Origin of the sequence: Gilliamella sp. B3801 (genome assembly GCF_026536645.1) — a bacterium.
Lineage (GTDB): Bacteria > Pseudomonadota > Gammaproteobacteria > Enterobacterales > Orbaceae > Gilliamella > Gilliamella apicola_I.
In genome coordinates this window covers 35,393-50,854 of sequence record NZ_JAFNNR010000002.1, presented here as the reverse complement: position 1 = coordinate 50,854, position 15,462 = coordinate 35,393, and the positions used below count along the sequence as shown (strand labels likewise).

At 32.6% G+C, this 15,462-nt stretch carries 10 protein-coding genes; 2 read left to right on the top strand and 8 right to left on the bottom strand.

From position 1 onward, the window contains the following. Positions 1-5: 5 nt before the first annotated feature. The 4 genes from J3U14_RS01625 to J3U14_RS01610 form a co-directional block, all read right to left on the bottom strand. On the bottom strand, positions 6-1,475 hold the full coding sequence (locus J3U14_RS01625; protein ID WP_411598954.1) for an exopolyphosphatase: 1,470 nt from the start codon (positions 1,473-1,475) through the stop codon (positions 6-8). A gap of 66 nt (positions 1,476-1,541) precedes the next feature. Beyond that, positions 1,542-3,602 carry a polyphosphate kinase 1 gene (ppk1, locus tag J3U14_RS01620; protein WP_267350947.1) on the bottom strand — a complete coding sequence of 687 codons (2,061 nt, stop codon included), beginning with the start codon at positions 3,600-3,602 and terminating at the stop codon, positions 1,542-1,544. A 125-nt stretch (positions 3,603-3,727) separates the two neighbouring features. Continuing rightward, a complete protein-coding gene (gene pykF, locus J3U14_RS01615; protein ID WP_267350949.1) occupies positions 3,728-5,140 on the bottom strand; it encodes a pyruvate kinase PykF in 1,413 nt (470 codons plus the stop codon). Between the two features lie 334 nt (positions 5,141-5,474). Then, entirely contained in the window at positions 5,475-5,894 is a 420-nt protein-coding gene (locus tag J3U14_RS01610) for an META domain-containing protein (RefSeq protein ID WP_065557749.1), read from the bottom strand. A gap of 73 nt (positions 5,895-5,967) precedes the next feature. Between J3U14_RS01610 and hrpA the strand changes: the two genes are divergently transcribed. Then, the gene (gene hrpA / locus J3U14_RS01605) at positions 5,968-9,849 is read left to right on the top strand and encodes an ATP-dependent RNA helicase HrpA (protein WP_416380141.1); all 3,882 of its coding nucleotides are present in this window, start codon (positions 5,968-5,970) and stop codon (positions 9,847-9,849) included. A 46-nt stretch (positions 9,850-9,895) separates the two neighbouring features. Here the strand turns inward: hrpA and J3U14_RS01600 are convergent, their stop codons facing one another. The 3 genes from J3U14_RS01600 to J3U14_RS01590 all read right to left on the bottom strand — a co-directional run bounded on the left by J3U14_RS01600 (position 9,896) and on the right by J3U14_RS01590 (position 12,555). After that, positions 9,896-10,954 (bottom strand): YdgH/BhsA/McbA-like domain containing protein, encoded by a 1,059-nt coding sequence (locus J3U14_RS01600; protein WP_267350954.1) that lies wholly within the window; start codon positions 10,952-10,954, stop codon positions 9,896-9,898. A 63-nt stretch (positions 10,955-11,017) separates the two neighbouring features. Beyond that, the gene (locus J3U14_RS01595; protein WP_267350956.1) at positions 11,018-11,731 is read right to left on the bottom strand and encodes a helix-turn-helix domain-containing protein; all 714 of its coding nucleotides are present in this window, start codon (positions 11,729-11,731) and stop codon (positions 11,018-11,020) included. Between the two features lie 605 nt (positions 11,732-12,336). Then, positions 12,337-12,555 carry a hypothetical protein gene (locus tag J3U14_RS01590; RefSeq protein WP_267350958.1) on the bottom strand — a complete coding sequence of 73 codons (219 nt, stop codon included), beginning with the start codon at positions 12,553-12,555 and terminating at the stop codon, positions 12,337-12,339. A gap of 190 nt (positions 12,556-12,745) precedes the next feature. On the opposite strand from J3U14_RS01590, the gene J3U14_RS01585 reads away from it, so the two are divergent. Then, complete coding sequence (locus tag J3U14_RS01585) at positions 12,746-13,144, top strand: phage/plasmid replication domain-containing protein (protein ID WP_267350959.1); 399 nt, start codon at positions 12,746-12,748, stop codon at positions 13,142-13,144. Between the two features lie 290 nt (positions 13,145-13,434). Here J3U14_RS01585 and J3U14_RS01580 read toward each other — a convergent pair whose 3' ends face one another. Then, positions 13,435-15,372, bottom strand: coding sequence for a peptidase U32 family protein (locus J3U14_RS01580; RefSeq protein ID WP_267351015.1), 1,938 nt, complete (start codon positions 15,370-15,372; stop codon positions 13,435-13,437). Positions 15,373-15,462 lie beyond the last annotated feature (90 nt).

Here is a 15,462-nt window from a genome sequence, read left to right as displayed (position 1 = left end):
TAATCTCATAACAACATAATCGATAAACTCCAATCATTAATGGCCTGCCAATATTTTTGTTCCTGCTCTAAATCTAATAAAATCAATTTATTACTTTCCACAAAATTAGTGTCAATTTCGAATGTCATTTTGGTCAATTTGTCTTTAACTAATTTTAATCGAAATGCATTCAAATTAATCTCTGTAGAGCGTTGATTATTGATCAGAATGGAGAGCCTGAGTATTTGTAATAATGAAATAATATGTTTAAATTCAAAAAGGCTAAAATAAGGAAATGCTTCAATATTAATTGATTTTCGATGATAACGAACGAGTGTCGATAACAACAGTTGTTGTTCTTCGTTAAATCCCGGCAAATTGCTGTTTTGCAAAATGTAACTTGAATGTTTATGCACAGACGAAAAATTAATTTTTAATCCTACCTCATGTAAAAGTGCTGCCCAATATAAAATGGATTCCACACAAATAGGAATATCGATTTGTGCTTGCTCTTTCCATTGTAAAAAAAAGTATTTTGCTGTTTTGACAACTTGCATAGCATGACGCTGATCGATATTGTAGTGTTTAGATAAAGATTCGGCGGTTGTTTGACGTATGTCTCGATAATTAGGGCCACCGATTAATTCATACAAAACCCCTTCACGTAAAGCATTAGAACTATACTGCAACGAACTTAATCCCAATGCATTAAATACACCACAAAATATTGCCAGTCCACTCACAAAAACCTGTTTACGCTCATCGGATAGTGAAGGGTAGGTAATATCATCAAATGTTTCAAAGTCTAATACATAACTAACTAAATCATCTAATCTCTTCGGGGTAATAATACCGTCACTCACACCAAGATCTAATAGAATATGATGAATAGATTTAATGGTTCCTGATGTACCAAAAGCAACCGTAATATTCTGTTTTTTGATAGTACTAATCATGGTTTCAATTTGTTGCTCGGCTGCAAGTTTTGCTCGTTGAAATGACTCTTCATCAATCTTTTGTTGTGGAAAAAAACGTTTATTAAAGGTTACGCAGCCCATTGGACGACTAGCGACAATAATAGGTTTAAGGTCATTGCCTTTGCCAATCGCAATTTCAGTTGATCCACCGCCAATATCAATAACAAATTTAGTATCAATTGATGAAGTGGGTTCGGCGGTCATAGTACCTAAATAGACTAAACGGGCTTCTTCTTGACCTGAAATAATTTCTATAGGGTAAGGTAATATTTTAGCTGCAGCCTTCAAAAACTTATGCCTGTTTGATGCAACACGAAGTGTGTAAGTTGCAACAATTCTCACATTTTCCGGAGGAAATCCATTTAAACGTTCAGCAAACAGTTCAAGACACTCTATTCCCCGTTTAATACTCGAGTCACTTAATTGATTATTTTCATCTAATCCAGTCGCCAAATGTATATTCTTTTTATTTTTATAAATTATCTGTGTTGCACCATTAATGATTCGTGCAATAATCATATGAAAACTGTTAGAACCGAGATCGATAACCGCATATTCATTAGATTTCTTCACGTTTAGATATCCTTATTGTTTGGCTTCTAATTGTTTTAAATAATCATAAATAGCATGCTGTGCTCGAATTTTTTTCTTATTACCGCGTTGAACATAATTATTCATGTTCTCTTTATCAATAATTCGTGCTTTGACATTATCATTACATTGGATATTAAAAATATCATGAATAGTTGATTTTAAGATAGGATCAAATATCTTCACACCTACTTCTATGCGGTTATCCAAATTACGTGGCATCCAGTCAGCAGAGGAGATGAAAGTATCTTTTTTACCATCATTTTCAAATATATATACCCGTGCGTGCTCTAAATATTGATCGACGATACTAGTTACATATATATTTTCACTCAAATTGGGAATTTGAGGTTCTAAAACACAGGTTCCTCGAACAATCATTCTAATTTTTACACCTTCGCATGATGCACGGTATAACTGGTCTATCATCTCTTTATCAGTGATCGCATTAAGCTTTAAATAGATGCCTGAAGGTTTTCCTGCTTTGGCATTTTGAATTTCTCTTTCAATAAATTCATGAAAACGCAAACGCGTATTTTGAGGGGAAACAAGCAAATGATTGAATGAAACTGGCTTGAATGGATTTTCAATAAAATTAAACACTTTTATTACTTCGTCTGTAATGGCTGGATCGGCGGTTAATAATGAAAAATCTGTATACACACGAGCAGTTTTTTCGTTGAAATTCCCCGATCCAATATGTGCATATCGAACAATCTTGTTTTCTTCACGACGATCAATTAAAAATAGTTTGGCATGAATTTTGAGTTTGGGTTGTGAATAGATAACTTTGATTCCACTACTAAGTAGTCTTTTTGCCCATTTAATATTTGCTTCCTCATCAAATCGAGCCTGAAGTTCAACCACTACGGTGACTTTTTTACCGTTATTAGCAGCATTAATTGCTGCATGGATAAATCGGGAGTCTTTTGCTACCCGATAGATATTCATACGGATATGGGTTACAGCAGGATCAAATGAAGCTTGTCGCATAATTTCTAATACATGCCCAAACGAGTAGTAAGGGTAATAAAGAAGTACATCACGATCTTTAATCGTCGCAAACGCATTTCTAAACTTTTTAAAGCGATTATAAGCCAAACTCGGTAATCGTTTATTTAAAAGGTTTTTTCCACCAAGATCTGGAAAATTAGCCAGATCTTTAAAATTAGGGTAACGTCCACCTGGCATGGCATCTTGTTCAGTTAATCTTAATTTGCTGATTAATAATTCAAATAATGCTTTAGGCATATCTTTTTGATAAGTAAAACGAACAGGTTGTGCCGTCAATCGCTGCTTCAATCCTTGAGACATTAATTCTAACAAACTGTCTAATTCTGTATTTAATTCATATTCTGCATCTCGATTGATATTGATTGAATATGCATTCAGTTCTGTGGCATCAAAAAAGACTTTGAAGATATCAGATAAACAATAACGAAGGATGTTATCCAAAAAGATAATTGATTTATTTTTGGTTGATACTTCTGACGGCAAAAGTACAAATCGAGGTGCGTTGTCGGTTGGTAACTCAAGCAGGGCATAACTTATCTTTTCATCACAGATAATTTCAACGGCCAAATAAGCATGATCATCTTTTAAAAATTGGATCAGTTCTGTGTGACTATCCAGTAATATTGGGGTAATGTATTGTCTTAAATTCTGTTTATAATAGTTTTTTATCCAATCTTCCTGATAAGATGAAAGTTGTCTCTCATTAATTAAGAAAATTTGATTTCTTGCCATTTCAAGTAATAATTCGTTATACAGTTGATCAAACTGGAGTTCAAGTTGTATGACTTTCTGATTAACTTGCCTTAATAATAACTTTGCGTTAGAAGTAGCGGACTGTCCTTGTTCCTGTTCAATTAATACATATTTTTTCAAATTGGCGTATTGTACTTTATAAAATTCATCGAGATTGCTGGAATAAATGCCTAAAAATCGAACACGCTCAATAAGTGGATTACTTTTGTCTGCTGCTTCTTGTAAAACACGTTGATTAAAAGCAAGCCAACTAAGTTCTTTGGGAAAATACACTTTTTCTTGTAGCATTCTTTATCTCTTAAAATACAATAATGAAATTTAATACAGGATAACTTAACTTAAAAAAAAAGCTAGCATATCGCTAGCTTTTAATTTAAATATATTAAACAATTTTTGCTTTAAAGCAACTTTACCTAAATACGGTGAACTGAAGTGGTATTCGTTGTGCCACTTGGTACTAAAGCACCAGATACCATGACAATAGTATCACCTTGTTGTAAACCACAAATTTTTACAGCTAACTCTTTACCTAAACGGTAAAAATCATCTGTTGAATTAATAGCATCAATTAAAATTGGCTCAACACCTTTTGTTAGGGCTAATTGATTAACCGTTTTTTGACTTGATGATAATGCTAAAATACGCGCTCTAGGGAAATAATGACGGACTTCACGAGCAGATTTACCACTACGAGTTGCAACAACAATTAAAGGCGCACTTAGACGTTCAGCTATTTCTACCGCACCACAACAAACAGCCGCAGTAATACGTAATTTTTCTTCTTTGGCAGTAAGCTCTAAAGAAGCAGGAATGGTAATGTCTGTACGTTTACAGATAGTCGCCATAACATTAACGGTTTCTAATGGGTATTTACCTTTAGCACTTTCGCCTGAAAGCATGACTGCATCAGTTCCGTCAATAATGGCATTTGCCACGTCACCCGCTTCAGCACGAGTAGGGCGTGGGTTTTTAATCATAGAGTCAAGCATTTGAGTTGCAGTAATAACAGGTTTAGAAGCTTTATTACATTTTTGAATCATCATTTTTTGAGCAAAAATAACTTCTTCAACCGCAATTTCCACACCTAAATCACCACGAGCAACCATGATACCGTCAGACGCTTCCAAAATTTCATCAAAATTATCTAATCCTTCTTGGTTTTCAATTTTAGAGATAATTTTAATCTCTTCACCGCCATGAGATTTCAAATGTGCGCGAATATCTTCAACATCTGAGCGTTTACGAATAAATGACGCAGCGATAAAATCAACACCTTGTTCACAACCAAAAATAAGGTCATTTTTATCTTTTTCTGCAAGTGCCGGTAATTTTATTGAAACACCAGGTAAATTAATACCTTTGTTTTCACCTAAATCACCATTATTCAATACGGTACAGATGACTTCGTTGCCTTTTATTTCTTTGACTTCCATCGCAATTAAGCCATCATCAACAAGAACGCGATTACCCACTTTAAGATCTTGAGCAAAACCTTTATATGTTACAGCTACGCGCTCAGCGTTCCCAATGACTGTTTCGTCAGTTGTGAATGTGAATGTTTGACCTGCAACTAGTGAAACGTCATTCCCACCTTCCAATTTAATTGTACGAATTTCAGGACCTTTAGTATCAAGCATAATTGCTGCTTTTAAACCTGTTTCTTGCATGACTTCACGTAGGTTTTTGATACGATTTCCATGTTCTTCATAATCACCATGGGAAAAGTTCAAACGCATTACGTTCATGCCTGCATTTAATAACTTAGCTAGCATTTCTTTTGATTCTGATTTTGGTCCAATAGTACAAACGATTTTTGTCTTTTTCATAATATTATCTACTAGTTGTTAAGGTTGAAGTTTAATTTTAAATAAACTGTTTTTAATTATGTTCACGCAAAAAAAAACCAATGCCCATGCATTGGTATGTAATAAGTTAGCAGTAACCCAAAAAGTTACTTGTATTAACTGCAATCTTTGAAAAATTAAATATTTTCATCAAAAAATATATATCCTTAAAAATCTGTGTTTATTATAGTCTTAACCACACTTTAAATAAAGTTTTTTATCAAAAAAACTAGATTATATTTGACGAAAACAAAAGAAGAATCATCCTAATTAACGAATACAAATGGCAAGATGTTCTTAACGACATTCATTGCTATTACATCAGATCTTTAAGTTGATAAATGAGTTCATTGCTTTCATTTTTCAATGTCAATTGATCTTTGTTCAAGCTGACTTTTGCACCTTCTGTAATCATTTGGGTAATAATGCCATCTAACTTATCTAATTGTTCATCATTACAAAGCATCTTTGTCATACCAACGCCTGCACCTTTGATTGTTTCATTTTCTAAGGTAACTTTTGCGACAAATCGGTTACACATTTTTCCAGTAATATTCATATTTTCGCCAAACTCAAGTTCTGCAGCTTTATCTGAAGAAACATCTTGTCCATTCGCTTTTACCAATACAAAATGGTGATGTAACAAATCTTCAGCTTTAATTTTATTTGATTCTCCACATCCAGTTACTACTAAAGCTCCTGCAAATAATGATGTTAATAGTAATGTCTTTTTCATCTTAACTCCTAATGATAGTTTAAATTTGTTATAATAGATTTAATTAAAATTACTTACAAATATTTTACTCTTTATGTTATCTCAACAGCAAATTAAATTTCTAGAATCAATGTCTTTCTTAGACAAGCATAAAATATTGAAGCTTGCTAAGAATAATCAAGATCTAGCAAAAATCAATTTAGCGGTAACTCAAGCTGTTTCACATTATCAAGCAAGATTGACGTCTTTACCTGCACAGATTGAATATCCGTCTAATTTACCTGTGGCTGAAAAAAAATCAGAAATTTACCATGCGATTCAGCAGCACCAAGTGGTAATTATTGCAGGTGAAACTGGTTCCGGTAAAACAACACAAATTCCTAAAATCTGTCTAGAATTAGGTTTAGGTGTAAAAGGATATATTGGACATACCCAACCAAGGCGGCTTGCAGCCCGTTCTGTCGCTAATCGCATAGCGGAAGAGTTAAATACCGAAATAGGGCAGTTAGTCGGTTATAAAGTCAGATTTTCTGATCAGGTTAGTGATACCACATTGATAAAATTAATGACTGATGGCATTTTGCTGGCTGAAATTCAAAAAGATAAACTTTTATTGCAATACGATACTATCATTATCGATGAAGCTCATGAACGTAGTCTTAATATTGATTTTATTTTGGGATATCTGAAACAATTGTTACCTAAACGCCCTGATTTGAAAGTGATCATAACGTCTGCAACCATTGATGTTGAGCGATTTTCTAACCATTTTAATCATGCGCCTATTATAGAAGTATCTGGAAGAACCTATCCTGTCGAGGTACGATATCGTCCGCCAATATATGATAACGAAGATGATAAAGAGATTAACAAAAATAGTGATTTTCAACCTATCATTGATGCAATTGATGAGTTATCAAAAGAGAGTTCAGATGATATTTTAATATTTTTAACTGGTGAGCGAGAAATACGTGATTTAGCCGATACACTAAACAAGCTTGAATTACGTCATACCGATATATTACCGTTATACGCTAGGTTATCTGCTTCCGAGCAAAACCGTATTTTTCAACCACATTCTAAACGACGCATTGTGCTTGCTACCAATGTAGCGGAAACTTCATTAACCGTACCCGGAATTAAATATGTCATCGATCCTGGACTGGCCAGAATAAGTCGCTACAGTTATCGAACTAAAGTTCAACGTTTACCGATTGAACCCATATCGCAGGCTTCAGCTAATCAACGAAAAGGTCGATGTGGACGTACTTCAGATGGTATTTGTATTCGTCTTTATGATGAACAAGATTTTTTATCTCGCCCTGAATTTACCGACCCTGAAATCTTACGTACAAATCTTGCTTCTGTCATATTACAAATGACATCGTTAGGTTTGGGTGATATAGCTGCTTTTCCTTTTGTCGAGGCTCCCGATTCAAAATATATTCGTGATGGAATTCGTTTATTAGAAGAACTTGGTGCCATATTCACTAAGCATCATCAATATCATTTAACTCAAATAGGCAAAATTTTGGCACAATTACCGATTGATCCTAGATTAGCCAGAATGTTAGTTGAAGCAAGACGATTAGGTTGCACTAAAGAAGTTATGATAGTAACCGCAGCGTTGTCAATTCAAGACCCAAGAGAACGCCCTTTTGATAAACAACAGGCTTCAGATGAGAAGCACAAACGTTTTGCAGATAAAGATTCAGATTTTATTTCTTTTATTAATTTATGGAATTATATTCAAGAGCAACAAACCCTGTTATCGGGTAATCAGTTTAGAAAGTTATGCCCGAAAGAGTATTTGAATTATCTCCGCATTCGTGAATGGCAAGACGTCTATACTCAAATTCGTCAGACCATTAAACAATTATCTTTTCCAATCAATAGTCAACCCGCAGATTATCGATCATTACATGTGGCTTTATTAAGTGGTCTACTTTCACATATTGGTTTAAAAGAGATTGAAAGAAACGAATACCTTGGTGCTCGAAATATCAAGTTTGCCATTTTTCCAAATTCAGTGTTATTTAAAACTCAACCTAAATGGTGCGTTGCCAGTGAGCTTGTTGAAACCAGCCGACTATGGGGGAGAACAGTAGCTAAAATTGATGCAGAATGGATTGAACCCATAGCTAAACATTTAGTGAAATACAGCTATAGTGAACCTAGGTGGTCAAAAAAACAGGGCACTACAATTGCAAATGAAAAAGTGACATTATTTGGATTGCCTATAGTCCAAAATCGAATTGTAAATTACAGCCAGATAGATCCTGTGTTATCCCGTCACTTTTTTATAAGACATGCTTTGGTAGAAGGGGATTGGATTACTAATCATAAATTTTATAAACTAAACCAAAAGTTGATTAATGAAGTCGAAGATCTTGAACACAAATCCCGTCGTCAAGACATTTTAATCGATGATGATCAGTTATTTGATTTCTATGATCAGCGTATTGATAAATCAATTGTTTCAGTTAAACATTTTGACAATTGGTGGAAGCAAAAGCAAAAAAATTCACCTGATTTTCTCAATTTTGAAAAACAGATGTTAATTAACCAATCAGCACAATTGATTGATTTAACTCAGTTCCCTGATTATTGGTATCAAGATCAATTCAAACTGCCTCTTAATTATGAGTTTGATTTAGGTAATAACCGTGACGGTGTCACTGTTAGAATTCCTATTGATATATTGAATCAAATCAAAAATGATGGATTTGACTGGCAAGTACCCGGTTTTAGAAAAGAATTGATAGTATCCCTTATTAAATCATTACCTAAGTCTTTACGGCGCAGTTTGGTTCCTGCACCTAATTATGCTGAAGCATTCTTAAGTAGAGTAACATCGATCAAACATCCGTTACTTGAAACATTAGAGCATGAATTTCGAAAAATGACGGGGGTTCAAATTACTCATGAGGATTGGCAGTGGGATCAAGTTCCAAATTATTTAAGAATTACCTTTAGTATTATAGATAATCAAGGTAATGAAATTGCTCATGGCAAAGATCTTAATCTTTTAAAAGAGCAATTAAAAGCTAAAATACAATCAGCATTATCCTCATTGACTACTAAAAAATCAGCAAATCCAATTGAGTTAAATAACCTAACCGATTGGACATTTGGTACCCTACCGGCTATTTATGAAGAAAAACAAAAAAATTACACAGTCAAAGCATATCCAGCCATTGTAGATGATCATAAATCAGTCAGTATTAAGTTAGTCGATAATCAAATCGAGCAACAGCGATTAACTAAACTTGGTTTAAGACGTCTTCTCATGATAAATATTCCTTCACCAATCAAATATTTACATGAAAAGTTACCGAATAAATCTAAATTAGGTCTCTATTTTAACTCATTTGGTACTGTACTCGATCTTATTGATGATTGTATAGCCTGTGGCATTGACTATTTGATTGGAAAGAATAATAAACTTATTCAAACTGCTGAGCAGTATCAACAATTACTTGAATATACAAAAGCGAATATTAACCAAGTTGTGGTTGATATAGCCAAACAAGTAGAAGCCATCTTAACACTTCATTTTAATATTAATAAAAGGTTGAAAGGGCGTGTCGATTTATCTTTAGCTTTTGCCTTATCTGATATTAAAAATCAGCTTAATCATTTAGTTTATAAGGGGTTTGTTGCACAATCAGGTTACCACAGATTGAATGATATCTATCGATATTTATCCGCAATTGAAAAGCGAATTGAAAAATTAATGCTTAATACGGCAAAAGATAGACAATCAATGAATATTATTGAAGAAATTCAGAATTATTATCATCACTTTTTAAGTAACCTTCCAAAAAATCAGAAATTAGATAATCGTGTTCTTGAAATACGCTGGATGATAGAAGAGTTAAGAGTTAACTTATTTGCACAGCAGATGGGCACTCCTTATCCAATATCAGCTAAAAGAATTAAACAACAAATTGAGTTGATAAAATCAGAATTATAACAAATTAACCTAATAGAGAAGGGCGCTAATGCGCCCAAATTAAAGATTAACGATATAAGTCAACAAACACGGTAATATTAGGGCCATTTGTATCTTGTGCAATTCTAGCAATATGATAATACTTGGCACCAGCTTCTATCGCTCTTTTACCTGCTTGATATGAAATTTCCTGATCTGTGACATAATAGCCACGGAATTTTATTGTATTGAAAGGAACCATTTTAGCTGCTGTTCCATCATTTAATTCTTGAATTTTACGACCATCCGAAAGAGTGACAGTGTAACGATTCACACGCTGTGGTTCGCTTATGACTTCAGGTTTTTCTGAAGTAGAAGTATTAGTTTGTGCTGTTGTAATAGTCGTTGCAGTCGAATTAGTAGAAGAAGCTGTATCGATAACTTTGACTTTGTTATTAAATTTATCAGCATAAAACTTTTCATTAAATGCAGATGGTGAATAATACCCCGGTCTTTCAACCTGCATTGCGGCTTCGCCACCTTGGGCTAAAGCTAATTGTCCTGCTTCGGAATCATAAGGGATTGCATTTTCAGGTTGAAGTTTACGTTCTGGTGCATCTTTCTTAAATAAATAGGCAACAACCTGCAAATTACTTCCTAATTCTGAACGATTATCAATATAGTAAGCATAAGCACCTTTGTTTAAAGCTTCTTTTGCAATTGATTGATTAATATCATATTCACTTGGGAAATAACCACGAATACGAACAATATCATAAGGTTCTAGGCGAATAGCTTTAGATTTAGGGTATTCGTAGACTCCACCAAATTGGCGAAAGTTGTCAGTTTTCTCTTCGGCTTTAGGTGCATTAGCTTTGTACAATTTAGCATAAACAATACGCAAAGTATCATTAGAAGGGCTGATATTTGTCGTTGTAATATAGAAAGACGCAGCACCTTCTTTGTCTGCTGCTTTAGACATAGCCAACACATAATCGCTATCAGTATAAAATGCACCTCGAACAGAAATTTGTTTGAAAGACTGCAAGTTGCTTGCTTGTTCTTCAGTTAACTGCTGAGCCGCATAAGAATACATAGGAACAAATGTAACCATAGCAGCAATAAGTGTTTTCTTTAAACTCGTCATATTCTATAAACCTTACAATTTTTAAATCGTATATTAAATATTTGTTATTTTAACATAAAAAAATCAGTTACCTAAACTTATTAGCGCATTTAAATTTTTAATGAAAATATATCTGCCTTTAACGTGTAAAATATCTTGTTCTTGTAGTTTCGACAAAATTCGGCTTACGGTTTCAATCGTTAAACCTAAATAATTTGCTATATCACTACGGCTCATAGATAACTTTATGTTTAGTGATGTGTGACCACGATTTTCATATCTTCTATAAAGAGAATATATAAAATAGGCTAGGCGTTCATCAGCCTTTTTCTGAGAATAACATAAAATTAATTTTTGATAGTTATAAATGTCATTACTTAATAACCTAAATATCATGCTTCTGACACAAGCATTTGATTCAACTAAAGACATTAGTTCTTCATAACGCAATTCACAAGCTAAAGTATTAGTAAGCGCTTTAATGTTGTTATTATATATTTTAGTTGATATAGAATCCAGTCCAACAATATCACCAGGTAGATAAAAGCCATTAATCTGTTCTTTATTGTCTGATGTTGTCACATAGGTTTTTACAGCACCAGAATGAATAATAAAAAACCGATTAAAATCAGTGCTCTTGGATACTATGAGTTCATCTTTAGCATAAGTCTTTTTACGTTCCAAAACATTATTTAAAGTATTATTTAATAACATTGGTAGACATAAAGAACCTATACTGCATAATTCGCAAGGAACTGAATAACTTTTTGATCGTATATTCTTATTGGTAGTTTGCATAATAAATTAATCATTAATCCAAGTTCAGTTCTAGCCAAGAGTAACATATTTTTATGATAAAACAACAATTGGCCAATTCATATAGTTTAAATTATTAATCAACAAAACGTTCATTTAGTTTAAATTAACAGAAGGCAAGCATTAAAATAAGCATAATTATGAAAAGTATTAATAGGTGTTAGCAATTATATACTAAAGATAATCGATTTTATATTATGATATTGACTATCACTCTAAAAGGTTAAATTACGGTTTGATCTGATAGTTATAGAACTTTTAATCAATTTTGAATTGAAAGTAGGGTTTAGCAAAACGGAGATATAACTGAAAATTATTTTAAGTTCGTAATAATGATTGTATTTAACATAATATACATTATCCAAATCTTATCCAATTGATTAAAAACAATAAAAATCTAAAATATTTTTTCATTCATATGGCTATAATGTTCATAGAGAATAGGGCGTTATATAAGATTTATAAGTAGAAAATTAAATCTAGTTCAATGATTTATAATTACGAATTCAAGTTAATTTTTTAAAGCTCACTTATTAATAATAATTATTAATTTATTATAGAATACCCAACTGGCTAAATACAATCCGTTAAATCATAAAAAATAAGCCTTTATGTTTACCGTCAAAAAAGACAAGTACAATAAATATCATGATAACAGCCAAAATAATTCTAAATTTTCTTTTTTTAAAAAGTTTTTCAATCGTGTTATTTAGATAAGTTCTATCAACATAACTCATACATAATATCAAAATAACCAATAAAACAGCTATTGGAACAGCTAAAACCATATCATTATTAATTGTCATATTTTTGTTTAACTCATTATCTATATCTAACTATAAATGCAATTACCCGGAATCCTTTTTCTTAAAAATAATTGAAACGGTTATCGTAAAATCACTGTCAAAATTACCAAACCATAACACGATTTAATCCTAATCCTAAATAATAATGTAACATTTATTATCTAGAACGCATAACAAAATTTATACAGATATGTTTTCACATTATTGGGGATTATCAAACTATGAACGATTAAATGAATTACATGATGAATTTTTAAATTTAGATAAAAAACTGGCGGTTAATGCGATGGATTTTGAAACTATTAGCGAACAATTAATAAGGTGTGGCGTAGTAGAAACCACACGTTCAGCAAATACTACTGCAATGTATGCGATTCAATGGGCACACGGTCAAACATTTGATTTTAACAAATCACAGGTTCGAATACACAGAGCACGTTTGAGAAAAATCGGCATCGACATTGCACAGCGTTGCAATCTGGCAAAATTCAGCCCGATTTCAGTTCGAGAAATTCGACAGGTTACGGTATCTGATTGTCCAATTCCTGATTGGTACAAAATGCCACAGATATTTAAATTAGCGTCATAAATTGGTTAGCTGAATGATGAAAATTCACGTACGTTTATCGTGGTGCGGATAATGTATATTATGTTAAATAATATTTATTGTTTAGGAATCCATAAATTCTGTTATTTTATCTAATGATAATACTGTTTATTGCCTTACTGCGTTATAACCTATTTCTAATTAACATCAACATTCATACTTTAGCATTTAATATTTTTTGCCAAAATTTCTAAAGTTGAATGTTTATTTGACACCAAAAATTATTTGAAATAAATGTATTGAAATTTGAATGAACCAAAACCAAAGCATTTTTATTTAGATATGAAAATAATTTCGCTTCCTGACAATGGCATTTTTAAAACATGATTTTTAATTTTACCCCAAACTTGCATTTCACACGCTTTACAGTTAAATTTCAAAATGAGCTCTTCATTATTATTTTGTATTAACTTCATTGGTGTGACTTTTGTTTTGACACCTTGAATACCTTTAGCTTGTTTTGGACATAAATTGAACGCAAATCGCAAACAGTGTTTTGTTATCATCAAAGGAACATCATCTTTAATTTCATGAGCTTCATATGCGCTTTCTATTAATTGAACACCATGTTGTTTATAAAACTCACGGGCTTTATGATTATACACATTAGCTAAATAAGTTAATTGATTATCGGGGTAAATTGGTTTTGGATTAGTTTCAGGCTTACGCTTATTGGTTTGGTAGCTTGCTAACCTTGCTGAAGTTAATTTTTCAATAATGTCTCGTCTGAATTGATTAAGTTGACTGCTGGGAATAAAATAAATTATCGATAAATCGATAATAAGCTCAGACAAATAATAAATAGTTTGCCCAAGTTTAGATAGATTATCTTGAATATTTTTTAACGCTTTATCAGTTTGATTCGCCAAATCAAATTGACCAATCAGATCTAATTCGACACAAATACCCTCCTCACTTTTGGCTATCAACTGAATTCCATTATCGATATTAGACAACACAAACGAAACACCAATACGACGATCGCTTGAATCTTTGAGTAAGTTTTGTTGCCATAAATGATCTAAATTACGATTAACAATAAAAGGCAATTTGATGGTATTAAGCGATTTAGGAATTTCATTTGGATAAACCCGATATTGATTAGCACCTAATTTATCGACTTTATCTGCTCGAAATCCAAACACTTCTCGTTTAATGAGGACATTTAGACCATCACCATTAGTTAACATTTTTTCAGATTTAATATCAATATACTGAGCGGTTACATTAGTTATTTCACCAATTTGTAATCCAATAAATTTTGGCGACTCAAAAGCACCAATGTCAGGTTTTCGACCAGTAACAAAATAATCTGTATTACCACGGTTAAATGTTCGTTTGGGATCTGGTGTAAAAAAGTATTCTGTTTTGCCACTAGAAGCAGCCGTTAAATTCGATGAATTTGAAAGGATGTTATCCAATTTTTGTCGATAATGTGCAGTAATATTTTTTACATAAGTTAAATCTTTATAACGCCCTTCTATCTTAAACGATCTTACACCAGCTTGGATTAGCGATTCTAAATTATCTGATTGATAATTGTCTTTCATCGATAACAAATGCTTTTCGTAAGCAACAACACGTCCTTGATCATCTTTTAAAGTAAAAGGCAATCGGCAAGCCTGTGAGCAATCTCCACGATTAGCACTACGCCCAGTTTGCGCATGTGAAATATAGCATTGCCCGGAAAAAGCGACACATAACGCACCATGAATAAAAAACTCTATTTTTGCATCTATTTGCTTAAAAATAGTCGTAATTTCATTTAAGTTTAATTCACGTGCTAAGACAATTTGCGAAAAACCAACATCGGATAAAAACTTTGCCTTTTCTGGTGTTCGAATATCCATCTGAGTACTGGCATGTAAATCGATGGGTGGAATATCTAAATTTAAAATACCCATATCTTGCACGATTAACGCATCAACGCCAGCATGATAGAATTGCCAAATTAATTGTCTTGCAGATTCTAATTCATTATCATGAAGAATCGTATTTAACGTAACAAAAACTTTAGCGTAATAACGATGTGCAAATTCAACTAATTTTGCAATATCACTAACCGAATTTCCTGCATTATGACGAGCGCCAAAACTAGGTCCGCCTATATATACCGCATCTGCACCATGTAAAATTGCCTGCATTGCAATTTCAATATTTTTTGCAGGGCTTAGTAATTCTAATCGGTTTTTATTCTGATATTGATCCATTTGTGACATCGTTTATTCTCAAAAATACTTATAATTTTTAGTGTTCTATTTTATTGACAAGCGTTATAGTGAATTCACTTAGACTTGTCA